This window comes from Ruminiclostridium hungatei, assembly GCF_002051585.1.
GTDB lineage: Bacteria > Bacillota > Clostridia > Acetivibrionales > DSM-1351 > Ruminiclostridium > Ruminiclostridium hungatei.
Genome location: NZ_MZGX01000015.1, coordinates 16,448 through 40,252, shown reverse-complemented (window position 1 = coordinate 40,252; position 23,805 = coordinate 16,448). Strand labels below are relative to the sequence as shown.

Here is a 23,805-nt window from a genome sequence, read left to right as displayed (position 1 = left end):
AGCCGCAACCGGCTTAACCCCAAACCCTTCTTCAAAGACAAACCGGCATGCAGTTGCCGGCCGGTTTGTGTACTTTATTGAAATTTTGCCATGTTCATTTCATCCATTGCCATTAATTACTCCAGACGGTTTACAAGCTCCTTAAAAACATTTCCGCGCTGCTCAAAGTTTTTAAACATATCAAAGCTGGTGCTTGCAGGAGAAAGAATAACACAGTCCCCCGGAACTGCCTCATTATATGCTTTGGTTACAATCTCCTCATATGTGTCGCAGTGAATTATTTTTACCTCGCTGTCTATATCAGTCTGGTGTACATAATTGTTATACGCCTCTTCAATTCTGGGAGCAGTTGCTCCTATAAGCAGCAGGCACTTCACCTTGTCCGCTATAATCTGTCCCAGGGGTTCATAGGGTATTCCCTTATCCTTGCCCCCTGCAAGCAAAATAACCTTGTTTTTAAAGGTACTGAGGGCAGCTATGGTTCTTGAGGGACTGCTGTCTATGGAACTGTTATAAAACTTTATTCCGTTCAATTCCCTTACCAGCTCAATCCTGTGTTCGACACCTGTGAAGGTGGTGGCCACCCTTCTGATAGTTTCAGGCTTTACGTATTCTATGGTGGCGGCGGCTGCAGCCATGTAATTCTCAATATTATGCACGCCCGGAATAATTATGTCATTTATATCCACCAGTTCTGTTTCCTGTTCATGATTTTTAACAATAATCTTATCGTTCTTCAGAGCAACACCTTTTTCAAGGTTTGCTGTCCTTGAAAAATAAACTGCTTCACCTCTTGCTTCCAATGCAAAATCCCTTGTAATATCATTATCAAAATTTAAAACCAGTTTATTGCCGGTTTTCTGAAAAAGAAAAATATTCTTTTTTGCTTCGATATATTCCTGAAGAGACAAGTGAACATCCAGGTGGTTAGGAGATATATTTGTAATGACGCTCACAGCAGGACTTTGTTTTATGGTCATCAGTTGGAAACTGCTCAGTTCCAGTATTACCTTGTCAGAAGGCTGTACCTGGTCAATTTTGCTCAGCAGAGGAGTTCCTATGTTGCCTCCCAGCCAGCAATTGTAGCCTTCGGCTGAAAGTATTTTGTAAATTAAAGTAGTGGTGGTAGTTTTACCGTCACTGCCGGTCACTGCAAAAACCTGTGCAGGACACAGCTTCAAAAAGACCTCCATTTCTGAAGTAAGCTCTGCCCCATGGTTCACAGCCTCTGTCAGTTCAGGCAGGTCAGGTCTCATACCTGGAGTTCTGAATATGAGGTCAAAACCTTTAAGTCCTGATAAATAATCACTTCCAAAACTATATTTTACCGGCATTCCGCTTAGTTCCCCCAATGCCTCCGCCAGATTTTCCTCAGTATTTTTGTCAAAGGCGGTAACATCCACCTCAAGATTTACGAGATATTTTATTAAAGGGATATTGCTGATTCCAATACCTAAAACAGCTACCTTCTTATCTTTTATGTCATACTTAAATTGCTCAAGCAGACTATTCATAAATTCCTCCTTAAAAAAATTAAAATTACCTATTGATTTACTAAAACTTTTATAGTACAATACATTATGCAGTTCGAGTTCACGCGGATATGGCGGAATTGGCAGACGCGCATGATTCAGGTTCATGTGAGAGAAATTTCATGCAGGTTCAACTCCTGTTATCCGCACCAAAAGAGTTTGAAAGTTTATACTTCAAACTCTTTTTTTATTTTGCTTAAAACATGGGTGAAAAACAATACTTCACCGTATGCTTCAAATCGGGTTTTCTATTAGTAATTTTAGCCAAAATTAAAGGTATCTGCATCCTTTTGATAAAAAAATGTCTTCAGTGACTTAAAATTATACCTGGTGGACATTATCATCTGCTCGGTGCTTCCCACGAACAGAATACCCTGCGGATTCAACGCCATGTTGAATTTCTTGTAAATACATTTTTAGCTTCTTCGGTAAAATAAATAAGGACGTTCCTGCAAACTATCAGATCCATACCTGTAGGATAGGGGTCCCTTAAAAGATTGAACTGTTTAAATTCAACGCAGTTCTTTACATCATCCTTTACCCTGTAACTTTCACCGGTCATGGTAAAATACTTGTCTTTCATTTCCCTGGGGAGGTTTTCCAGACTCTTGGCATTGTATATGCCTGTTTGGGCCTTTTCAAGAGCCCCCATATCAATATCGGTGGCAAGTATCTTAATGGAGCTGAGAGGCAGCAGCTTGTTCAGAACCATTACAAGGGTATAGGGTTCATCTCCTGTTGAGCAGGCAGAACTCCATATGTTGATCTTCTTGTTCTTTGCAAGTAAAATGGGAAGTATTTCCTTCTCCAGTACAGCCCACTGGTCAGGGTTACGATAAAACTCGGATACATTAATTGTCAGATAGTTTATAAACTCCTTGAACAGGTCCTTATGATCCTTAAGGGCCTGCACGTATTCTTTATATGTATCATAGTTATTCTTTTTTATAAGAGCATCTATTCTTCTCTTCATCTGCTTTTCTTTATAGAGAGTCAGATTTATTTTTGTCATTTTAAAGATTTCGTCTTTAAAACCCTCGTAATCCATATTTTATCCTCCTGGTATAAGTATATTATGAATAGGTTCCACTTGATGTTAATGATGTTAATGTAACAATGAATGATAATGAATAAAGCTCATAACAACTATTTCACTAACTGTTTGAGCCTGAAGGCTTAAAAACCCTGTAATTTTCAATATTTAAATAAAAGGATGTACCGAGGTACATCCTTTATTTTGAACGCTTGATGATTAGTTATTATCCAAATCTGATAAGTTTTCACCAATTGTATTGGTCATATCCTCTTTATGTTCAGTAGGAAGCTCTTCACCTGCTTCGGCAGCAGTTTCTTCCTTCTTTGCACCAACAGGATCAATAGGATTAACTTCTTTAATGCTCAAGCTTATTTTTTTTGCCTCAACATCAAGTTCAGTTATTTTGGCTTCAACCATCTGTCCAACCTTCAGTACGTCTCCAGGCTTACCCAAACGGACATTTGAAATCTGAGAGATATGAACCAGACCGTCAACGCCCTGCTCAATCTCCACAAAGGCTCCAAAAGGTACAAGTCTTACAACCTTTCCGGTAATAACATTTCCAACCTCATACTTTTCGGCTGCCTTATTCCAAGGATTGTCATCCTGCTTCTTGTAGCCCAGTGAAATTCTCTTTTTGTCCCTGTCAAACTCTATAACTGAAACAATAATCTCATCGCCAACCTTGACCACTTCAGAAGGATGCTTGATCTTGTTCCATGAAAGCTCGGACAGGTGTACAAGTCCGTCAACTCCTCCGATATCCACAAAGGCTCCGAAATCCATCAAGCTCTTGACAATACCCTTATAGGTCTTGCCGGCCTCGATGTTGTTCCAAATTTCACTTGAAGCACTTTCCTTGTTCTTTTCTATCAATACTCTTGCAGAACCTACAACTTTTCTCTTCTGCTTGTTCAATTCAATGATTTGTACCTGTAAAACCTGCTTGACAAATTCGGAAAGCTCCTTTACAAATCTGTCGCTAATCTGAGATGCAGGTATAAATACCTTTACTCCGCTGGCATTGCCTATTACTCCGCCATTTACCTTTTCAGTTATTTTAACTGTAACGGGTTTCTTTGTTTCAAATGCGCTTTCAATTATATCCCAGCCCTTAACTGCATCAACTTTTTTCTTGCTGAGTACTACGTTGCCTTCGCCGTCATTCACTCTTACAACAAAAACGTCAATTTCCTCTCCAACCTTAAGTGATTTTTCAGGATTAAAGTCAGGATCATCAGAAAACTCCTGCATTGGAATTATTCCGTCTGATTTGAAGCCCAAGTCAACAAATACTTCACTCTGATTATATCCGATAATTCTTCCTTTGGTAATCTGACCCGTAGTCAATGTTACAAGTGAGCTTTCAAACGCATCCGCAAAGCTCATTTCAAAATCCTGTTTATCTAATTCACTCATTTTATGAATAACCTCCTTGATTACCCAGTCAGGTGTTGACGCCCCTGCAGTAATACCAATTTTTTTAATTTTTTTTATATCAACCGGTGGAATTTCACTGGCTGTTTGTATTTTATAAGTCCGTTCACAGTTTTTCCTGCAGATTTCATAAAGCTTATTGGTATTGGAGCTGTTTTGGTCTCCAATTACCAGTACCATATCTACTTCTCTTGAAATCTTATCTGCTTCAGCTTGTCTTTTGTCTGTCGCATTACATATTGTATCAAATTTTATAACATTTTCAAACCTTTTATTTAAACTCTTTATAATTTTTTCCCATTTTTCTCGAATAAATGTAGTTTGAGCAACAACACAAATATTTTTTTTGATGTCCGGAAGACCGTCCACCTGTTCATCCGTTTCTATTATTAAAGCAGAATTATCACACCAGCCGTTTATGCCGATTATTTCAGGATGATTTTTGTCTCCTATTATTATTATCTGATAACCCTCATTGTATTTCTCACTGACCAGCTTTTGAATTTTTTTGACATAGGGGCAGGTTGCGTTGACTATATCCAAGCCATTGTCCCTTAAACCGCCTATTATGTCCGGTCCTACACCATGGGCTCTGATTACCACCCTTGCCGGACCTCCGGCCTCCTGAGGCCTGTTGATGGTCACAACGCCTTCCTTTTCAAGCTTGGCAACCACCTGTTCATTGTGAATGATAGGGCCGAAGGTGTAAATCTGTTTATCGGATTTGGCAGCCAGGTCAAATACAATCTTCACAGCATTGTTCACTCCGAAGCAAAATCCGGCAGTGTTTGCAATAATCAACTCCATATATAACCTCTAAACTATGAAATATCCTCAAATTTTATATTGGCATAATTCTGATAAAAATATATTATCTTTTCAACTACTTCATCTATTTCAAGAGCAGTTGAATCTATTTCTATTGCATCCGGCACCTTTACAAGGGGAGCCAGAGCCCTGGAACTGTCATTTTTATCTCTTTGCACCATCTCCTGGCGAACAGCTTCAAAAGTAACCTGCTGTCCCTTTTGGAGCAGCTCGTCAAATCTTCTTCTGGCTCTTTCCTCCACGGAAGCAGTCAGAAATATTTTTAAATCCGCATCAGGCAGCACGTAGGAGCCAATATCCCTGCCATCCATTACAACATCTGCGCCTGCGGCTATCTTGCGCTGCAGTTCAACCATTTTAAGCCTGACCTCCGGAAAGGCCGCTACATTTGATGCCCCCGCGGACACTTCTGCCGTTCTGATGGCTTCCGACACATCCGCACCCTCCAGGAAAATTTTCTGGAGGTTATTATCGTGAGAAATGGCTATATCCAGTTTGTCCATAATACCCGCCAGCCCCTGCTGATTTTTCGTGTCTATACCGCTTTGAATCGCCTTCAGAGCCACAGCACGGTACATGGCACCCGTATCCAGATATATATATCCAAGCTTTGCAGAAACCTTTTTTGCTATAGTACTTTTTCCGGCGCCCGCAGGACCGTCAATCGCTATACTCCTTGACATACCTTCTCCTTTGACAGCGTTATTTACTTTACCAAATCAGGCCTTAAAACCTTGGCCCCCCTTAAATACACATGATTTAATTCATCATTGGCCTTTTCACAGTTCAGATGGGCCAGTATCCTCACACACCTGCTCAAGCTTCCCGGCACCTCCAGCTCGCTTGCACACATCAGCGGCACATCAACAAGTCCAATATCTCTGGCTGCCACAGCAGGAAAAGCTGCATTCAGATCGGTTGTCAAAGTAAAAATCAAGCTTATCAAGTCGGATGGGTTTATAGCATTTCTGTTAATAATTTCTGTAAGAAGCTCCCTGGTCCCTTCAAGAATTGACTCTCTTGTGTTTTCAGGAATGGTTATTGCCCCTCTTATGGCTCTTACGTTCATTTATCGGACCTCCAATATATTTTCTCTCTATAGCTGTCAAACTACTCTGTGACCCAAGCCAATGGCAACCTCGTTCAAGTTTAACAGACCTATTCCAAAAAATACGGCAACGCTGATATGATCTTTATATCTTGCTATGCCGATTTTTCCTCCTACATTCAAGCCAATTGCCTTGGGCATAATCTGCGAAATAGCCTCCCTGGTGGCACCTGCCACAGCGCCCTGCTCGGCATGGCTTTCCGAAATCACACCTTCTCTTTTGGAAGACACAACCGCACGTTCAACTATTTTCATAACAGAGGTTATGAATTCACCTCCGTAGTCAACTGCGGCAGATTGTATTCCTATCTGGCTGAACTCAGCCTGAAGCTTCTTTTCTGAGGCTCTGTCACCTGTCAAGGCTATTTTTATTGCAGCACCAGCTATATCCTTACTTCCGAATTCTGTCATATAAACCTCCTGACCTGTTTGGCTTAAAGCCCCAATGGCCACAGTATATTATAAAATCTGTTTTAAATATTCAGCAAGGAACAAAAAAATCACATAAGCCCGGCCTTCGTTCATGTTTTCTATCTGTAATAATAAAGAAAAACCCTTTGAGGTTTCTCATTTATGAAAGCAATTCTATTGCAGGCAGTTCGACCCAGGCCGGCAAACCAATATATACGGCCGGACAAGTCCCTTTATGAAATCCCCCGAAAAAAACCTATACAATATTATATAGGTTTTTTTTTTATAAAACAATCATAAGTTATTTATTTCAGTGTTCCGTGGACTTTTATCAGGGTGCATGCAAGAGGCAACTGTCAACTGTCCATCTGCACTTTAACCAGCATTCTGATATTACTGTCGATATTTACCATTGCATTTTTGCATTTGCTGTTGATATTTGTGGTGGTTGATTTAACCTTGACAACATGCCCCACGGCACTGTGACTTCCGTCTATCTCCACAACATCACCGTCTTTAACGCTGATTGTCATCTGGGTTGAATCGAAAGCCGATACACTGTCGCCATTGACAAGTATCCTCAAGGCAGCGTCGGGTTCAGTTCCTATAATCTCCACGGTTATCTGTCCCTGCTCGTACAGGTATTCATCTCCGTTCAAAGGCAGGCCCAGGCTCTTGTCAGTGAGGTGGAACCTGCTTCTGAGAGAGGGCACCACCAAAACCGTCTGCACCAATATCAGTATTACAAAGCACAATATGCATATGCTGAACAGTATATTTTCAAAAGCCGTATTTTTCCCGGTATTTTCAGAGCTGCTGCTTTTCAATTTGAAAACCTTTAATTTCATATTCTATCCCCCGTTTCTGCACACAATAACAAAAGTGAAAATCCTTTCGTTATTGTTAATATGCTCAATTTCGGGGTGAAATAGTCATCATTTCCTAAATCGAAGAAGGTTTGCGCAGCAGCATTAGCAGCTTCAACAGTCTTTAGCAGCTTGTTCCTGCAAGATAACCTGTTGAAAAGGCTATTGTCAGATTGAAGCCTCCGGTATAGGCATCAACATCTATGATCTCTCCTGCAAAATAAAGCCCTTTAATCTTTTTGGACTCCATTGTAGAGGGATTTATTTCGTTTATCCTTACGCCGCCTGCGGTCACAATTGCTTCTTTAATGGGTCTTGCGGATATTATGGTGACTTCCAGATGCTTCAGAAGACTTACCAGCCTTTTTCTCTCTTCCCTGGTAATCTGATGAACAGGCTTATGCTGATCTATCCCTGACAGTTCTATTATTACCGGAATCAGCTTCTGAGGCAGCAGTTCATCCAGAGAGTTCTTAAACTGCTTTCTGCTGGTCTTGTCGAAATCCCGCTGTACCCGTTCATCAAGCTTTTCTTCAGACAGTGCGGGCTTTAAATCTATGAAAAGCGACACATCCTTAAAATCATATGCCAAAAGATGTCTGCTGGCACTTAAAATAACCGGGCCTGAAACGCCGAAATGGGTAAACAGCATCTCTCCAAAATCACTGAAGACCTCTTTTCCATTGCTGTTCTTAAAGCTGACCGACACATTCTTCAGGGATAAGCCCTGCAAATCCTTCACCCATTCCTCTTTGGCCACAAGAGAAACCAGGGATGGCTTCAGGGGAGTAATGGAGTGTCCAAGCCTTTTAGCCATCTCGTAACCGTCTCCGGTTGAACCTGTGCCGGGATATGACATGCCACCCGCAGCAAGTATGACGCTTTCCGCCTCCAATAGGGTTCCATCCGCCAATTCAACCCCCGCAGCCGAACCGTCCTTTTCAACAATTCTTTTAACATTGGCTCCGGTATTTATTTTCACCTTGTTTTTGTCCAGAAATCTCATAAGTGCAGCCAAAACATCCCTGGAAGAGTCCGAAACCGGAAATATCCTCCCTCCGCGCTCCACCTTTGTTTCCAGCCCCAGCTCATTAAAAAAGCTGATGAGGTCCTGGTTGGAAAAAGTATAAAAGGCGGAATACAAAAAATTCCCGTTACCCGGCGTGTTTTCAATAAGTCCTTCTATATCGGCGGCATTGGTGATATTACAGCGCCCTTTGCCCGATATAAGCAGCTTTTTCCCCAAGCGGTCATTTTTTTCCAGCAACACCACATTATTTCCTCTATGCGCAGCAATGCCTGCAGCCATTATGCCTGCAGGCCCTCCACCAACAACAATTACATCCTTTGTGTTCATAAGCTTCCTTCCGTTAAATGGACTTAAAGTTTTTCTCCACCGTAACCATCATCCTTTTCGTAAACCTGATATTCATCCCATATCTTCTCAAGCTTCTCAAAGGTATTGTAAACTTCCTTTTTCCGTCTCATTCCTATAGCCACAATAAGTGCATTTATGAGACTGAGCGGTGCCACAAGGGAGTCTACAAAGGAAGCCATGTCACTTCTGGCCAGCAGAGACATGTCAGCCGACTTGGCAACCGGTGATTCTGCACTGTCTGTAAGTGCTATGGTTTTTACCCCCTGCTTTTTGGCAAACTGCATTGCCTTAATGGTTCTCTTGGAGTACCGGGGAAAACTGACACCGATAACCACGTCACCTTCCTGGGCTCTTATTATCTGTTCAAACATCTCGCTTACACTGGTAGTATGCACCAGTCTGACATTATCAAAAATTAAATTGAAATAAAAACCCAAAAAACTTGCAAGGGGAGCCGAACTTCTCACCCCCAGAATAAATATCCGCTTTGCTCCCAGGATAGTTTCTACTATGTTGTTGAAATCCGAATTATCTATCTGTTCAAGTGTTATCTTTATTTTGTCCATGTCGGACTGAAGTACGCTTTTGAGAATGTTATCCTCATTTATTCTGTTGGAAGATACCTCAATTCTCTGTACTGCGGTAAGCTTGCTTTTTATAAGCTCCTGAAGCACCTTCTGAAGCTTGGGATATCCGTCAAACCCAAGTTCTATGGCAAATCTTACAACAGTGGATTCACTGACGCCAACTATCTCTCCAAGCTTTGCCGCAGTTACATACGCAGCCTTATCGTAATGGTTTACGATGTAGTTGGCAATAAGCTTTTGACCTTTGCTGAAATCATCATATTTTTGCTGTATGATATTTATCAGATCATTGTTTTTCCGTGTATCGTTCATATATCCTCCAAACCGAATGTTCGTAATATCCAAATAAATTGCCGATTTTCCCAGCATTATACTCTAATATTACCTTTTTGCAGGATAAAAATCAAGTACTTGCATTTTTATCCCTCTGACCTTTGTAATCATAGTATGCAGCTTCCATCAGAATATAAAAAGCCTGCACCTCGGGAGCGGTAGCCGGGGCATTAAAGTCCGGAACACCGCATGAACCCTGTATCAAACCGTTTTCATCCACCCTTTCATATGCAGCCTTACGCATTTTATGGGCAACGGGTATGTACTCCTCCGGCAGCCAGCCGCCGGTTACCGCCCTGTATATTGCATAGCTCAGCATCTGTGCCAGATTTGAGTCCACAAAGGTTTCAGGATCATCCACTATATCATGAAACAAGCCGTCCTCCCTTTGATATGACAGGCAGCCGTCAATTACCTCCCTGAGATATGCCTTGAGGCTTTCCAGCTCCCCGGTCAGCTCCCTGGGAAGTTCCCTGAGTATCCTTACTATCCCTGCCGCCACCCAGCCGTTTCCTACGCCCCAGTGGAGTCCTCTCGCAAAGCTGCCCGAATAATCATCCCACTGATGCTTATACAACTTTTTATTTGTATCAAAAAGATATCTCCTGTAGCCCTCCACCTGCCTGACCGCTTCCTTGTGATAACCTGCCGCCGCCAAAAATGGAGGAGCCATATATACCGAGTCCACCCAGAACTTTCCATCATTCTCGTTGTGGTATATTATTCCGTCTTTTGACCTGGGAGCTCTGTATAGAAGATAGTCCAGCATTTTCTGTGCCCCAGCCTTGAATTTCTCCTCTCCGGTAATTTGAGCTGCCCGAAGAACTATTTCCCCATTTGCTGCCGAGTCAGTAGCAGGAATTCTTTCGTATTTCATGGCCAGTCTTCCATCCTTGTATTGATTTGTCACGGCTTCCCTGGCCATAAGCAGGGCAAGCTCAATATCTCCCAGTTCGTAAAAGGCCTGGGCCACCACTCCCTGTTCCCAGGGCCAGCGCTGCATGGTCAATACAGCCGTTTTTACCTTTCCCAGCAATTCATTTTCGTGCATACACCTTCTCCATTTCCGGCAGGCTGTGAGATTATACCGCCCTGTGCCTCCATAAGCAGCTATGATTTTTTGTTCAACTATATAATATCAAATTAATAATCGGATAATAAGTTCATATTCATGAGTGCCTCACAAAAATATGCGACATAAAAACGCAGTTATGTCACACTGCTGACATATATTTTTTGAAACTTACCAATACTAATCTGGCAGTTCATGTTTTAATGTTTATGGGCAAAGCCTTGATTCCTTGCCTTTTAAATTATAAATCATTACGAGAACGGGGTAAATATGATTCAGATAGATGACGCCGGAAGCGGCAGCTTTGTGGGAGGAACCTGTATCGGATTTTATCGTCCGGAAACAAATGAATATTATTTTGACATCATACCTGTTGAATTATACGGTATTGAGAACTTTAAGAAAAAGCTCTATCTCGACTGTGTGGTTGAAATAGCCGAGAAAGCCTTTGATGCACTGAAAGTCAGCCGGAATGAAACCATTGAAATCTGCCGGGGATATATGTTTGAAAAATTAAAGCTCTGGCTCGCTGATAAGGGCTTTTGCTGGTATGTAACCCAGATTACCGGCAAAATCCAGGAGGTAGTTGAAAAAAATTTCGAGCTCTACACCATTAAAATGGGGCTGCCGAAAGAATATATCAAATATACCCATTACCCCTTTCATTTTCACAAGCTCCTCAGGTGGGTGCTGTCCGACTATGATAACAGGATAAGCCTGTGCAAGGTAGGCTGGAAAAGTTGGCAGAAGCTGAAAAATATCACCCTGTCAATCTCATATGAAAAAATGGAGCATGCAAATTATTATTGCCTCAAATGCGGCAAGAGAATAAAAAAAGGTGCAAATGTTGCCATACTCCGGTTTTACAGTAACCAGCTCAACTATATATATCTGCATAAGGGCTGTGAAGTGCGGCAAACCGGCATAATTTCAAAAACAGAAAACCCGCCTCAACACTTTCATGTATAAGGCAGGTTTCCTGTTTAAAATGGATTTGTTGGGATATATTTATAAAAATTGTATAATCAACTGTTAAAATTTTTATAGTTTTGTTCTGAATCTGTCCAGCATTCCATACAGTCCCCATCTGTTCTGATTATTCAATCTGGAAATATTGCCCACAGCATATTGCCTGCCGTCTCGTACCCCCATATCGGCTACTACTGCGGATATGGCAGCAACCACCTCGGGGTTGATTCCTTCTGTCTTAGGCGCAGCAGGTTCCACAGGCTTATTCCTGTCTTCTAGCCTCTGCTTGAAGAACTTCTCGGCAACCTGGGGCAGCATGGCATAGGAAAGGACATCTTCCTCCTGCTCTATATATTCCCCGGCAGTATTTTTGATCTTGTCAAGCTCAGGTTCTATCAGGTCTGCAGGTCTGCAGGTGATAGGCTTTTCATCTCCAAGTATCTTGTTTCTGATTTCTTCGCTGACCGGAGCAGGAGTTTTGCCGTATTCTCCCTTAACAATGCCTTTGGACTCCTTGGGCACCATCTTGTATCTTTCACCGGTTATTACATTCAACACAGCCTGTGTTCCCACAATCTGGCTGGTAGGAGTTACCAAAGGAGGATATCCGAAGTCTTCACGGACTCTCGGAACCTCTTTCAAAACCTCGTCATATTTGTCCAAAGCGTTGGACTGCTTCAACTGGGAAACCAGATTGGACAGCATTCCGCCTGGAACCTGATATATAAGAGCATTTACATCCACGCCCATAACCTTCACGTCCAGCAGACCGCTTTCAATATATTTCTCCTTGAGAGGTCTGAAATAATCAGCTATTTCACTGAGCTTTTCAAGATCCAGCCCCGTATCGTACGGCGAGTCCTTCAAGGTTGCAACCAGTGGCTCAGTTGGCGGCTGTGAGGTTCCCATGGCCATTGGAGATATGGCACAATCCACGATGTCAACGCCTGCCTCTATGGCCTTGATATATGTCATTGAGGCCACACCGCTGGTATAATGTGTATGCAGTTGAACAGGAACCTTTACATTTTCCTTGAGGGCCTTTACAAGCTCATATGCCTCATAAGGCACCAGAAGTCCTGCCATATCCTTGATGCAGATGGAGTCCGCACCCATGCTCTCTATACGTTTGGCATCCTTTACGAAAAGCTCCAGGCTGTGAACAGGGCTGACAGTGTAGCAAATGCACCCCTGTGCATGGCCGCCTTCCTTCTTGCATGCCTTTATTGCTGTTTCTATGTTTCTGGGATCGTTCAAGGCATCGAATATTCTCATGATATCCATACCGTTTGCTATGGCCTTCTGTATGAAATATTCAACCACATCGTCAGCATAATGCTTGTAGCCCAGAAGATTTTGTCCTCTCAAAAGCATCTGCAGCGGTGTTTTCTTTGCCACTTCCTTTATTTTTCTGAGTCTGACCCAGGGATCTTCATTCAAGAATCTCATTGAGGCATCAAAAGTCGCTCCGCCCCATGCTTCCAGTGAATGATAGCCTATAGCATCAAGCTTTTCAACTATCGGAAGCATATCTTCGGTTCTCATTCTGGTGGCTATCAGCGACTGATGTGCATCTCTTAACACTGTCTCAGTAATTCTTACTCCCATACCTATCTCCTCTTTTCTCAAGCTTATGAAAATCACCGGCAGCTCCGGCGACACAAAATCAAAACAACAGGTGCAGACCACTGCTTGACTTTGCCCACACCCACAAAAGGCCCTTAAGCTATTAAGCTATAGTCACCATTACCTCACCGGCAGACACGGATTTGCCTGCTTCCACGTTCAATGCGGCAACCTTTCCGTCAGACGGAGCTACTATTTCATTTTCCATTTTCATGGCTTCAAGGATCAACAATACCTGACCCTTTTTAACAGTTTCTCCGGCAGTAACTTTAACCTTCAGGACCGTACCCGGCATAGGAGCCGCAACGTCTCCCGCACTGGCAACTACAGGTTGTGCTGGCTGTGCAGCCTTCCCGGCCTGCGCCGAAGCCTTCCCTTTGGGCTTTACAGCCACAGGGGCCATAGGTGCACCCGGTCCGCCAATTTCCTGTACCTCTACTTCATAAGGATTTCCATTAACCTTGATTATATATTTACTCATAGCAATACCTCCATAAAACTTGATTAGTAATCCATATCAAAAATCTTGTCCGTCCTGCATAGGCCACGCTTTTTTAGAGCGGTATGTTGCCATGCTTTTTGGATGGCCTGTTTTCCCTCTTTGTATTTAACATTTCAAGAGCCATAATTATCTTTGTCCTTGTCTGAGCCGGTTCGATAACATCGTCAATATAACCCCTGGCAGCGGCAACATAAGGATTTGAGAATTTATCCCTGTATTCTGCAATTTTTTCTTTTCTGGTTTCCGAAGGGTTTTCAGAAGCAGTAATATCCTTTTTAAAAATAATATTAGCAGCTCCATCAGGTCCCATAACAGCTATTTCAGCCGATGGCCACGCAAATACCATATCCGCGCCGATGGTTTTGCTGTTCATGGCAATATATGCGCCGCCATAGGCTTTTCTCAAAATAACATTGATTTTGGGAACCGTAGCCTCTGAAAATGAATAAAGCAGCTTGGCACCGTGCCTTATAATGCCGTTATGCTCCTGGGCAACACCCGGAAGGAAGGCCGGAACATCAGTCAGGCTCACCAAGGGAATGTTGAAGGCGTCACAGAAACGTACAAAGCGAGCTGCCTTGTCTGCCGCATTCATATCCAGTGATCCTGCCATAACCTTGGGCTGGTTTGCAACTATGCCTACGGATTTTCCGTTTAATCTTCCGAAACCAATTATTATATTCTGTGCAAATGCACCGTGAATTTCCATGAAATCACCGTCGTCCACGATTTCTTCAATTATTCCGTACATGTCGTAAGGCTTGTTTGATTCTTCAGGTATTACATCGTTCAGGCTTTCAATTATTCTGTTGGCACTGTCCGCGGTGCCATAATAAATGGTATCCGAAACATTATTGTCCGGCAGGAAGCTGAGAAGTCTCTTTATATCTTCTATGCACTCCTCTTCACCGGCAGACTTGAAATGGGCCACACCGCTTACCGCCGTGTGAACGTCCGCTCCTCCAAGCTTCTCTACCGATACGTCCTCACCTGTTACCGATTTGATTACCTGCGGGCCTGTAATAAACATCTGGCTTGTGCTTTCAACCATAAAAATGAAATCCGTAATGGCAGGCGAGTATACGGCACCTCCGGCACAGGGACCCATTATTACGGAAATTTGAGGAATTACTCCTGAAGCAAGTGTATTCCTGTAGAAGATATCGCCATAGCCTGAAAGTGCATCCAGACCTTCTTCAATTCTTGCTCCTCCCGAGTCATTTATAGCAATAAAAGGCGCACCCATTTTAAGCGCCATATCCATAACTTTTGTTATCTTTTTAGCATGCATTTCACCAAGAGATCCGCCAATTACGGTAAAATCCTGGGAGGCCACAAATACTTTTCTTCCGTTCACCGTGCCATAGCCGCTAACAACGCCGTCACCTGCCAGTTTTTTCTTCTGCATCCCGAAATCAAAGCACCTTGATTCGATAAAGGCATCTATTTCAACAAAGCTTCCTTCATCAAACAGCATGTCAATTCTTTCCCTTGCGGAGAATTTTCCTTCTGCATGCCTTTTTTCAATCTTGTCCTGTCCACCGCCTAAAGCGATGGCTGCTTTCATACTTTTTAAGCTCTCAAGCTTTTCTTTCTGTGACATATAAACCTCCTTCATGATATCCGACACTGAACAAAATGCAAGTACACAATTATTCCCAAACCTTGCGGTCCACATGTTACCTAAAATATTATTAGTTATTATTACCTAGTAATAATTATATATTACCAAAAAAAGTGTGTCAATAGAGTTGCTTTTTATTGCCTGCTTACAACAGCTTTTTATAAATTGAAAACATATCGCAGAGGGAAAAAACATTTTTACAGAATAATTACATAATTTTACAGAGCCATTACATTATTTACAAGTCAATTACAGGCTCCTTAAAACTTCCACAATTTAACATCACCCATCCAATCATTTAGTATAATTATTCCAGTGTTAATAATGTTAATTTTGAAAGGAGTTTTGTTATTTATGAAAGGTACTTTAAAAAAGATTTTTGCATTAATCCTGTCCCTGACCATGGTATTCCAGTTGACAATGGCCTTATCTGCAAAGAGCAATCAAAAAGCCATAACCGACAAGAACCATAACGGCTTTGATGACAAGTGGGAAAGCCGTTACAAAATCAAAACCCCCATCCTTACCTATGCCGATAATGACAAGGATGGTCTCATCAACTCAATAGAATATAAATTAAACCTTAACCCCATGAAAAAGGATACCGATAACGACGGAATAAATGATGGTGACGAGGACTTCGACAGCGACGGCCTCAGCAATAAAAACGAGTTGATAACAGGCACAGACCCGGCCTCGGCTGATACCGACAAGGACGGTATAAAGGATTCCGATGAAGACCTTGACAAGGATGGTCTGACAAACAAGCAGGAATTCAGCCTGGGCTACAATGTAAAGAGTCCCGATACCGACAGGGACGGTATAAAGGATGGTGATGAGGATTTTGACAAGGACGGAGTATCCAATTATCAGGAATACAGAAACGGCACTGATCCAAAAAAATCCGACAATCCAAATTCAGCACCCAACAATCCGCCCAAACCCGGCAAAGTGAAAGACGGTGACAAGGATCTTGACAATGACGGTTTGACAAATGTCCAGGAATTCAAGCTGGGCTACGATCCCACTAAAGCCGATACAAATGCAAACGGCATCAAAGATGGTGATGAAGACCTGGATGGCGACTATATAAAAAATTCCCAGGAGTATGCGCTGGGTTACGACCCTGCCAAGGCTGACACTGACGGAAATGGTATAAAGGACTGCGATGAAGATCTGGACAAGGACGGAATATCCAATATCGCTGAAATAAGAGCCGGAACAGACCCCAAAAACTACAATTCCGGAAATCCTCCCAACGACGGCAAGCTGGATTCGGACAAGGACGGTTTGACAAATGCACAGGAAATTCTGCTGGGCTATGACCCTCAGAAGCCTGATTCAAATTCAAACGGCATCCTTGATTCAAATGAAGACTATGACGGCGATGGGTTAAAAAACCTGCTTGAATTCAAGATGTCCTATGACCCTACCAAAATTGATACCGATAACAACGGAGTGACCGACTTCAATGAAGACTATGACAGGGACGGCCTTACAAACAGTCAGGAAATATGGCTGGGCTATGATCCCGCCAATGCGTATTCAAACAGATAAATGTACATTACCTGGTTTTTTCAATGCATACCAGAATAGGAGGACAGTTTATCTGATTTACAAATTCCGTTTGCATCACTGTAAAATTTCTGCAATCAATGGTTTTTATAAAATCCATAAACTGGTTTTTTTCATCAAAACCGCTGTCTCCCCCGTAATAAAGTACCACACTGATGATGCCATGGAGAGAAACAAGCTCCATGGCGCTTTTTACGGCTGCTATGGTTGTATTTCCCCTGGTTCCGACGGAATGGTCTCCGCCCGGCAGATATCCCAGATTGAACATCACGGCCTTAACCGGTCCATTTATATATGCCTTCATGTTTTGATGCCCGTCATTGATCAGTTTTACCCTTTGATTCAGTTGTTTGCCCTCAAGCTTTTTTAGAGTGGCATTTATGGCCCGCTCCTGGATATCAAAGGAATAGACAAGCCCTTCTTCCCCCACAAGGCCCGCCAGAAAAACAGTATCATTGCCGTTTCCGGCAGTTGCATCAACTACAGTGTCACCGTTCTTCACAATACTCTCCACCAGCAGGTGGGACTGCACTAAAGAATTCTTTAAAATACACATATTTGTCCTCCGGTAAAATTCAGTGGTAAATTTCAGATGTTACAGACAACTGGTATAAATTATATTTTATTAACAGTGGTCAATTCATTGCGGCTAAAAAAAGGCTATGATATAATCAAAGCATTCGGCTGCTTAATTGAAAAGCAGATACAATTCCATTTTATTAAGGAGAGATTAGCATGGATCAGCAATCAGATACAATAAATCCGGCACCAGGTACTCCCGCTGAAAATTTTCATCATAGTGATTCCGGCTACGGCACCAATGGCAATACAAATGTTAACTACAATTATAATCCAAATTATAATCAGAACTATAATCAGAACTTCTTTATGCCTTCGGTGCTTGACAGCCTGGCAGGCTGGATGAAATTTCTAGGTATTTATACCATTGTAACAGGGGCTATAACCTGTATAGGAATCATCACCGCCGCACTTGGAATCCCCATGATTTTTGCAGGCATCGGGCTTACAAACGCCTCAAAAAACCTTAAGGAATACAGACAATTCAACAACCAGTTTACCCTGAATAATTTCTTTACCTATTTAAATAAGTATTTCAAGATATATGGGATATTTGCCATTATCGGAATTGTGATTTCCCTGATCTATATAGCATTCATACTGATATTTGCCATCATGGCGGTATATACTTACAACGGGTATTGATAAAGGCTTTCCACTTCCTCCCGGGTGAGTTTTCTCCACTTTCCTTCAGGCAGTTCCCCAAGAGCTATGGGCCCAATGGAAATCCGTTTCAGGGACAGGACCTTGTGGCCTATGGCTTCACACATCTTTCTCACCTGCCTGTTTTTACCCTCATGTATGGTGACCAGCACAGCAGCATTCCCCCCTTTGGCAGACAGAAGCTGCAGTTTGGCGGGTGAGGTCACGTAATCCTCAATGGCCAGACCTTTTTCAAATTTTTCTATTTCGGACTGGGATGGAATACCTGAAACTTCAGCCCGGTATACCTTGTCAATTTCATGCTTCGGATGGGTGAGACGATATGTAAATTCTCCGTCATTTGTCAGAAGCAACAGGCCGGAAGTATCATAATCAAGTCTTCCCACCGGATATATCCGGCTCTTCACATCCTGTACCAGGTCTGTGACCGCAGGTCTTCCAAATTGATCCCTGGCAGTGGATACATACCCCACAGGCTTGTGCAATATTATATAAAGCTTCTCATTATCTTCAATACCTGAAATAATTTTCCCATCCAGTGAGACTGTGTCCTCTTCTCCCACAGTGACACCCATACCGGTGACTATCTCACCGTTAACAGACACTCTTCCCTCTCTGATCAATTCCTCAGATGCCCTCCTGGAGGCAACTCCCGAGTGGGCTAAAAACTTCTGCAATCTCATATCCGCCATTCCAACCTCTGCCATATAAGTTTTTCGTTTTTCGTTTGTAGACATTTCAATTCAATATGAATTATTTTATAACCCGGAAACTGCGGCGTCAAGATAATTAAACCAGCGGTCTGTAACATCTGAAACTTATCTTGCCCGGTGAGGAAAATTTTTTCAGGACTAGTACAACATTCGATAAATAGGGTGCATAAATTTGGAGGAAATTTTTTGGAAATACAAGGCGGAGGAGTGCGGAATAATTGCTTTATTTCAATCGATGGCAACGACGTCCTGGAGAAATTTAACCGCCGGCAATGTATGAATTCAGATGTTACAGACTATCAACACAGCCCATAAAAAAACATTGGCCCATAACAGGTGATAGCCCATTATGAACCATTGAATTTTCGTATTTTATAGCAGCCCGCTGTTATAAAACAAGTGATAATAAACTTGATCAACCATCAATACTTCCATTGTGATCCTTTTTTCTGCCGTTCTCTTCCTTCCTGGACATCTTTTCCTTCAGAACTTCATTTGCCTTCTCAATCAGGTCGGGAACCATGTCCAGTATCTTTTCAACGGAGGAGTTTACATTTACCGGAAGCAATTTTATGTGGTTTTGCCCGCAAACCATAAAAGCTACGGGATTAATTGATACACCCGCACCGCTTCCGCCGGCGAACGGCAGCTTTTTTTCTCCTTCTCCGGAAGCACCGCCTTCTGTGGAGTAATCTCCACCACCTGCCGCAAATCCGAAACTTACTTTGGATATTGGTATTATCACTGTTCCATCCGGAGCCTGAACAGCATCTCCCACTATGGTGTTAACATCCACCATTTCCTTAATACTTTGCATGGCTGTAGTCATTAGACCTTCTATTGGATGATCTGACACCAGCATCACCGCCTTTTCTATTTTTTAAGTAAATTTTTATTATTTCTCTCACTATGGATATAATATTTACAATTTTTAGGCTAAATATGCAATCAAAATCCACTTTCCATACTTTTTCATCGAAGTCCGCTTCAATCCTGATTTCTTTTTCTTTTACAGAAAAATTGTTGAACAGCCATCCAGGAATGAAGCTTGTAAAACTCCACAAAAGCCCGTATAAAAGTGCAGTTTGGCTGGCATCCCCCGTTCCCGCCCTGATATTGAGCTTGAATCTCCTTAAAAACACGCTTCTGTAAAATAGCTTAACCAGAACCCATAAACTCTTTCTAAGTTGATTTACATCCACCTTTCGCCTTACCTTGCGGGGCTTGATCTTTTTCTTTTTTTCTTTATTCACTGGATAAATTGTTATTTTTTTAGCCGGAATTTTTCCAAACAGATAGATGATAACATAGGCTGAACAAGCAAGCTTGTCCATTTTGAATATGAAGCCTACGGTTAACTTTGAGCAAAAGATGAATAATATTGCAGATAAAAAAATTCCTATAACTATAAAAATAACCAAGAGACATACCACCTCCTGGTTATTTTTGACATATATTCAGTATTTAAATCACAATGAGTATTTTTTTTAAAAACTATTTATACCGCAGCTAAATATTTTCTTCTACAAGTTCATCCAGATTAAGTTCATTCAAATCCTGAATATCCAGCATTGGCAAATCTTTTATGGATTTGAACCCAAAACATCTCAGAAACTCATCGGTAGTTTCATAAAGTCTTGGCCTTCCGGGAACATCCAACTTTCCCGCCTCTTTAACAAGATTTCTCTCCAACAGTCTGGTTACGGCGCTGTCGGAATTAACTCCTCTTATTTGTTCAATTTTTGCTCTGGTAATGGGCTGGTTATAGGCAATAATAGCCAGAACTTCATAAGCTGCCTGTGACAGCGCCTGCTTCTGCCTTATCTGGTACAGCTTGGTTACATAGTCATAATATTGTGGATTTGAACACATTTGATATTTGTCATTTATTTCTCGAATAATTATCCCTTTATTTTCACCGTTATATTTATCCATAAAGTTTTTCATTAAATTTTTGGCAGTTTTCTTGTCCAATTCTATTATTTCGCATATCTTTTCAAGAGACAAAGCATCTCCATAGGAGAAAATCAGACTTTCAATAATGCTTTCCATTGTACTTATTTCCATTTAAAACTCCCTCACATTATCATCAATCTCATTGTATAAATCAAAATTGTCTTCTTCACCGCCAAGGGTAGAATTGCCTACAATGTGTATGTCTGAAAACTGTTGCTTCTGTACAATCCTTACCTTTTTCATCTTTGCAAGCTCCAATATGGCCATAAAGCCCGTGACAACCTCGGTTTTTGATTTGGTCTTAGCGGGGAACAAATCGGAGAACCTGAAAGACATTTTGCTTAGCAGTTGTTTTATAACATCTCTCATCTTGCTTCTGAGAGACACCTTTTCATGTTCAATAAGCTTAGTAATATTTTTTGCGCCTGCATTTACCTTCTTCCTGTTCCTGTCAAGAATAGCCAGGTACTGCTGTCTCAATATCTGAGGGTCAATTTCAAGTACCTCCTCTCTGACCGGCAGATCAATTGTCTCCGGCAGTCTGAATACAACTGTATCCCACTTTTTTTCAAAAGCCTTGAGCTCCGAAGTAAACTCCTTGTAACGCTTATATTCAATAAGCCTCTTAACCAGCTCTTCTCTTGGGTCAAGCTCTTCTTCCTTCTGCTCCTTCTTTTCCGGCAAAAGCATCTTTGACTTGATATGAAGAAGTGTCGACGCCATTACAAGAAACTCGCTGGCCACCTCCAAATCAAGCTGCTGCATGGCATACAAATAATCCAGGTACTGATCGGTAATGGCATTTATAGGAATATCATAAATATCCACCTGATTTTTCTCAAACAGATGAAACAATAAATCAAAGGGGCCTTCGAAGTTGTCCAGTTTTAAGGTGCATGCTTTTGTAAGGGCGCTTTCCATCAAATCTCCATGTGCGTGTAAACACGCTGTCAACTAATAATTACTTGTTTTTTCTCAACCAACTTATATTATCACAAATAGGGCAATAATTACAATAATAATCAGCCAGGTAGACTTTTTTCCCAACATGACGTAAAATAGTATATCAAGACGCCCCGAATCGCCTATCCGGTGTCTCATTGTATTTATTGCTGTTCGTTCAGTTACGGAGGTTTATTATGTTTGGAAATTTTAATATTACAGAGATGCTGATGACACTTCCAGGCTTGCTGCTGGGTTTCGTCTTTCATGAATTCGCCCATGCCAAAACATCCGACCTGCTGGGTGATCCCACTCCCAGATCACAGGGCAGGATAACCCTGGACCCCAGAGCCCATATTGACATAGTTGGTTTTATAGTAATGCTGATTGCACACTTTGGATGGGCCAAACCTGTCATAACAAACCCCAGCTATTACAAAAAGCCCAGGAGAGACGACATACTCGTCTCTGTGGCCGGGCCTTTCACAAATTTTTTAATTTCTGTGGTATTTATGTTCATTTTGAAGCTTTTTGTTATAACGGGTGCATTCCAAGCCAATCAAGCCCTGTGGACAAATATATATTCGGTATTATTTATAACTGCCCACGTAAATATGGTTCTATTCGTTTTAAACATGATTCCATTTCCCATGTTTGACGGCTACCATGTGATATCAAATATTTTCAACACCTGGCGCTACCGCTTCTTTAACATACTGGAGCAGTACGGAATGTTTATTTTCATTTTTCTTGCTGTCAGCGGGCTTTTGGGAAGGATTCTCTCACCCATTGTAACCTTTGTCTTTAAGAATATGTTTTACTTGATACTGGGATAACGGAGAGCGTTTTAGGCTCTCCCCACGCTGAACCACCTTATAAACAGCTTTGCAAAGAGTTTTGTAAAGGATACCTTGCCGATGGCCTCATTAGCCACAAGGTCATAGCGGCCAACCTCCACACTGTCTATTTTGTATATGATTTCTCCCACCTTCTGATCTTTAAGGATTGGAGCAGTAAGTTCAGGTACCAGCTTGACTTCCTTTTCTATTTTACCTTTTTCCCCTTTTGCAACAAGTACACTGGTGTCATTGCCGTAGGCTGCCGTTACCTGAAGCTTTGTACCTTTTTTTACATTGATGTTCCCCACAAGCTCGCCTTTTTTATCCATACTGACCATCTCATAATTTGCAAAACCATAATCCAGAAGCTTCCGGGCTTCGGCAAACCTGGTATTTGAATCGGGTTCACCCAGTACAACCGATATGAGCCTTAAATTGTTTCTCCTTGTAGTAGCTGAAAGATTGAAGCCGGCCTTGTTTGTAAACCCGGTCTTCAAGCCGTCGGTATCGGCATAATACCTTATAAGCTTGTTGGTATTGTCCAGCCTGAAGGTTCCGTTCCTGAAGGTATCCTGCCAGGTACCTGTAAATTTTAAAACTTTAGGATGCCTGGTAACCAGTTCTCTTGACATAATGGCAACGTCGTTTGCAGAGCTGTAGCCGTCGTCATTCAGTCCGGTACAATCCAAGAACCGGGTATCCTTCATACCCAATTCTTCAGCCCTTCTGTTCATGTCGGCGACAAAAGCCTCCTCACTGCCGCTGACCTTTTCTGCCAGAGCGACGGTTACATCGTTGGAGGAGTGAATGGCAAGAGCTTTCATCATCTCTGAAACGGCAAATTCCTCGCCGGCTTCCAGGTAGGCCTGAGAGCCCCCCATACCTGCCGCATAATCCGACACACTTACTCTATCTTCAAATGAAAGCCGTCCGGAATCTACCGCTTCCATAACCAAAAGCATTGACATGACCTTCGTTACACTGGCAATGGCCAGCTTTTCGTGGCTGTTCTTTTCATTGAGGATTTTTCCCGAAGCAGCATCCATTAAAACGGCGGATTTCGCTCTAAGATCCAATACATTTGTTTTGGATATAAGTTTGCTCACCGCCACCTCGTCATATTTTGCAGATGCTTCAACAGCAGCTTCATCCGCATCGGCAAATACCGCCGCCGGCAGCAGCAATATGGATATTGATAATATGTATCCTATAATAGACTTTCTTCTCAC

Annotated in this window: 23 protein-coding genes, 1 tRNA gene and 1 pseudogene; 5 read left to right on the top strand and 20 right to left on the bottom strand. The window is 42.1% G+C overall.

The genetic code is table 11. The annotated features are described in order from the left end of the window. Window positions 1-116: 116 nt before the first annotated feature. The gene (murD, locus tag CLHUN_RS11915) at window positions 117-1,514 is read right to left on the bottom strand and encodes a UDP-N-acetylmuramoyl-L-alanine--D-glutamate ligase (protein ID WP_080064819.1); all 1,398 of its coding nucleotides are present in this window, start codon (window positions 1,512-1,514) and stop codon (window positions 117-119) included. An 83-nt stretch (window positions 1,515-1,597) separates the two neighbouring features. On the opposite strand from murD, the gene CLHUN_RS11910 reads away from it, so the two are divergent. Then, a tRNA-Leu gene (locus tag CLHUN_RS11910) sits at window positions 1,598-1,684 on the top strand. 108 nt (window positions 1,685-1,792) lie between these two features. Here the strand turns inward: CLHUN_RS11910 and CLHUN_RS11905 are convergent. The 9 genes and pseudogenes from CLHUN_RS11905 to CLHUN_RS11865 all read right to left on the bottom strand — a co-directional run bounded on the left by CLHUN_RS11905 (window position 1,793) and on the right by CLHUN_RS11865 (window position 10,567). Then, window positions 1,793-2,580 (bottom strand): annotated as a pseudogene (locus tag CLHUN_RS11905) (CheR family methyltransferase). A 204-nt stretch (window positions 2,581-2,784) separates the two neighbouring features. Then, entirely contained in the window at window positions 2,785-4,812 is a 2,028-nt protein-coding gene (locus CLHUN_RS11900; RefSeq protein ID WP_080064818.1) for a bifunctional 4-hydroxy-3-methylbut-2-enyl diphosphate reductase/30S ribosomal protein S1, read from the bottom strand. A gap of 14 nt (window positions 4,813-4,826) precedes the next feature. Next, window positions 4,827-5,516 (bottom strand): (d)CMP kinase, encoded by a 690-nt coding sequence (gene cmk / locus CLHUN_RS11895; protein WP_080064817.1) that lies wholly within the window; start codon window positions 5,514-5,516, stop codon window positions 4,827-4,829. A 23-nt stretch (window positions 5,517-5,539) separates the two neighbouring features. Next, the gene (aroH, locus tag CLHUN_RS11890) at window positions 5,540-5,902 is read right to left on the bottom strand and encodes a chorismate mutase (RefSeq protein ID WP_080064816.1); all 363 of its coding nucleotides are present in this window, start codon (window positions 5,900-5,902) and stop codon (window positions 5,540-5,542) included. Window positions 5,903-5,938: 36 nt separating this feature from the next. Next, the gene (locus CLHUN_RS11885; protein ID WP_080064815.1) at window positions 5,939-6,352 is read right to left on the bottom strand and encodes a HutP family protein; all 414 of its coding nucleotides are present in this window, start codon (window positions 6,350-6,352) and stop codon (window positions 5,939-5,941) included. Between the two features lie 356 nt (window positions 6,353-6,708). Beyond that, window positions 6,709-7,200, bottom strand: coding sequence for a hypothetical protein (locus CLHUN_RS11880; protein WP_080064814.1), 492 nt, complete (start codon window positions 7,198-7,200; stop codon window positions 6,709-6,711). Between the two features lie 142 nt (window positions 7,201-7,342). Continuing rightward, entirely contained in the window at window positions 7,343-8,575 is a 1,233-nt protein-coding gene (locus CLHUN_RS11875) for a BaiN/RdsA family NAD(P)/FAD-dependent oxidoreductase (RefSeq protein WP_080064813.1), read from the bottom strand. A gap of 23 nt (window positions 8,576-8,598) precedes the next feature. Next, complete coding sequence (locus CLHUN_RS11870; protein WP_080064812.1) at window positions 8,599-9,495, bottom strand: MurR/RpiR family transcriptional regulator; 897 nt, start codon at window positions 9,493-9,495, stop codon at window positions 8,599-8,601. A gap of 91 nt (window positions 9,496-9,586) precedes the next feature. Further along, window positions 9,587-10,567: a glycoside hydrolase family 88 protein gene (locus CLHUN_RS11865; RefSeq protein ID WP_080064811.1), complete on the bottom strand. Its 981-nt coding sequence runs from the start codon at window positions 10,565-10,567 to the stop codon at window positions 9,587-9,589. Window positions 10,568-10,858: 291 nt separating this feature from the next. Between CLHUN_RS11865 and CLHUN_RS11860 the strand changes: the two genes are divergently transcribed. Continuing rightward, a complete protein-coding gene (locus tag CLHUN_RS11860) occupies window positions 10,859-11,557 on the top strand; it encodes a hypothetical protein (RefSeq protein WP_080064810.1) in 699 nt (232 codons plus the stop codon). 72 nt (window positions 11,558-11,629) lie between these two features. Here the strand turns inward: CLHUN_RS11860 and CLHUN_RS11855 are convergent, their stop codons facing one another. From CLHUN_RS11855 to CLHUN_RS11845, 3 genes are all read right to left on the bottom strand, one after another. Then, window positions 11,630-13,165: an oxaloacetate decarboxylase subunit alpha gene (locus tag CLHUN_RS11855; RefSeq protein WP_080064809.1), complete on the bottom strand. Its 1,536-nt coding sequence runs from the start codon at window positions 13,163-13,165 to the stop codon at window positions 11,630-11,632. Between the two features lie 121 nt (window positions 13,166-13,286). Then, window positions 13,287-13,664: a biotin/lipoyl-containing protein gene (locus CLHUN_RS11850; protein WP_080064808.1), complete on the bottom strand. Its 378-nt coding sequence runs from the start codon at window positions 13,662-13,664 to the stop codon at window positions 13,287-13,289. A gap of 73 nt (window positions 13,665-13,737) precedes the next feature. Next, the gene (locus CLHUN_RS11845) at window positions 13,738-15,288 is read right to left on the bottom strand and encodes an acyl-CoA carboxylase subunit beta (RefSeq protein ID WP_080064807.1); all 1,551 of its coding nucleotides are present in this window, start codon (window positions 15,286-15,288) and stop codon (window positions 13,738-13,740) included. Window positions 15,289-15,663: 375 nt separating this feature from the next. Between CLHUN_RS11845 and CLHUN_RS11840 the strand changes: the two genes are divergently transcribed. After that, entirely contained in the window at window positions 15,664-16,866 is a 1,203-nt protein-coding gene (locus CLHUN_RS11840) for a hypothetical protein (RefSeq protein ID WP_080064806.1), read from the top strand. 7 nt (window positions 16,867-16,873) lie between these two features. Here CLHUN_RS11840 and mnmM read toward each other — a convergent pair whose 3' ends face one another. After that, window positions 16,874-17,440, bottom strand: a complete 567-nt coding sequence (mnmM, locus tag CLHUN_RS11835) for a tRNA 5-(aminomethyl)-2-thiouridylate-methyltransferase MnmM (RefSeq protein ID WP_080064805.1) — start codon at window positions 17,438-17,440, stop codon at window positions 16,874-16,876. A 179-nt stretch (window positions 17,441-17,619) separates the two neighbouring features. Between mnmM and CLHUN_RS11830 the strand changes: the two genes are divergently transcribed. Beyond that, on the top strand, window positions 17,620-18,108 hold the full coding sequence (locus CLHUN_RS11830) for a DUF5362 domain-containing protein (RefSeq protein WP_080064804.1): 489 nt from the start codon (window positions 17,620-17,622) through the stop codon (window positions 18,106-18,108). Here CLHUN_RS11830 and CLHUN_RS11825 read toward each other — a convergent pair. The 5 genes from CLHUN_RS11825 to CLHUN_RS11805 form a co-directional block, all read right to left on the bottom strand. Next, window positions 18,093-18,818, bottom strand: coding sequence for a pseudouridine synthase (locus CLHUN_RS11825; RefSeq protein WP_080064803.1), 726 nt, complete (start codon window positions 18,816-18,818; stop codon window positions 18,093-18,095). The two genes, CLHUN_RS11830 and CLHUN_RS11825, sit on opposite strands and share 16 nt — an antisense overlap. 436 nt (window positions 18,819-19,254) lie before the next feature. Then, window positions 19,255-19,695 carry a GerW family sporulation protein gene (ytfJ, locus tag CLHUN_RS11820; RefSeq protein WP_165755733.1) on the bottom strand — a complete coding sequence of 147 codons (441 nt, stop codon included), beginning with the start codon at window positions 19,693-19,695 and terminating at the stop codon, window positions 19,255-19,257. Continuing rightward, the gene (locus CLHUN_RS11815; RefSeq protein WP_207559165.1) at window positions 19,643-20,260 is read right to left on the bottom strand and encodes a DUF2953 domain-containing protein; all 618 of its coding nucleotides are present in this window, start codon (window positions 20,258-20,260) and stop codon (window positions 19,643-19,645) included. The genes ytfJ and CLHUN_RS11815 overlap by 53 nt, the downstream gene beginning before the upstream one ends. A gap of 88 nt (window positions 20,261-20,348) precedes the next feature. After that, a complete protein-coding gene (gene scpB / locus CLHUN_RS11810; RefSeq protein ID WP_080064800.1) occupies window positions 20,349-20,906 on the bottom strand; it encodes an SMC-Scp complex subunit ScpB in 558 nt (185 codons plus the stop codon). Beyond that, window positions 20,907-21,716: a segregation and condensation protein A gene (locus CLHUN_RS11805; RefSeq protein WP_080064799.1), complete on the bottom strand. Its 810-nt coding sequence runs from the start codon at window positions 21,714-21,716 to the stop codon at window positions 20,907-20,909. A 218-nt stretch (window positions 21,717-21,934) separates the two neighbouring features. On the opposite strand from CLHUN_RS11805, the gene CLHUN_RS11800 reads away from it, so the two are divergent. Then, window positions 21,935-22,573: a site-2 protease family protein gene (locus tag CLHUN_RS11800; protein WP_080064798.1), complete on the top strand. Its 639-nt coding sequence runs from the start codon at window positions 21,935-21,937 to the stop codon at window positions 22,571-22,573. Between the two features lie 11 nt (window positions 22,574-22,584). On the opposite strand, the gene CLHUN_RS11795 is transcribed toward CLHUN_RS11800, so the two are convergent. Then, on the bottom strand, window positions 22,585-23,805 hold the full coding sequence (locus CLHUN_RS11795) for a D-alanyl-D-alanine carboxypeptidase family protein (protein WP_080064797.1): 1,221 nt from the start codon (window positions 23,803-23,805) through the stop codon (window positions 22,585-22,587).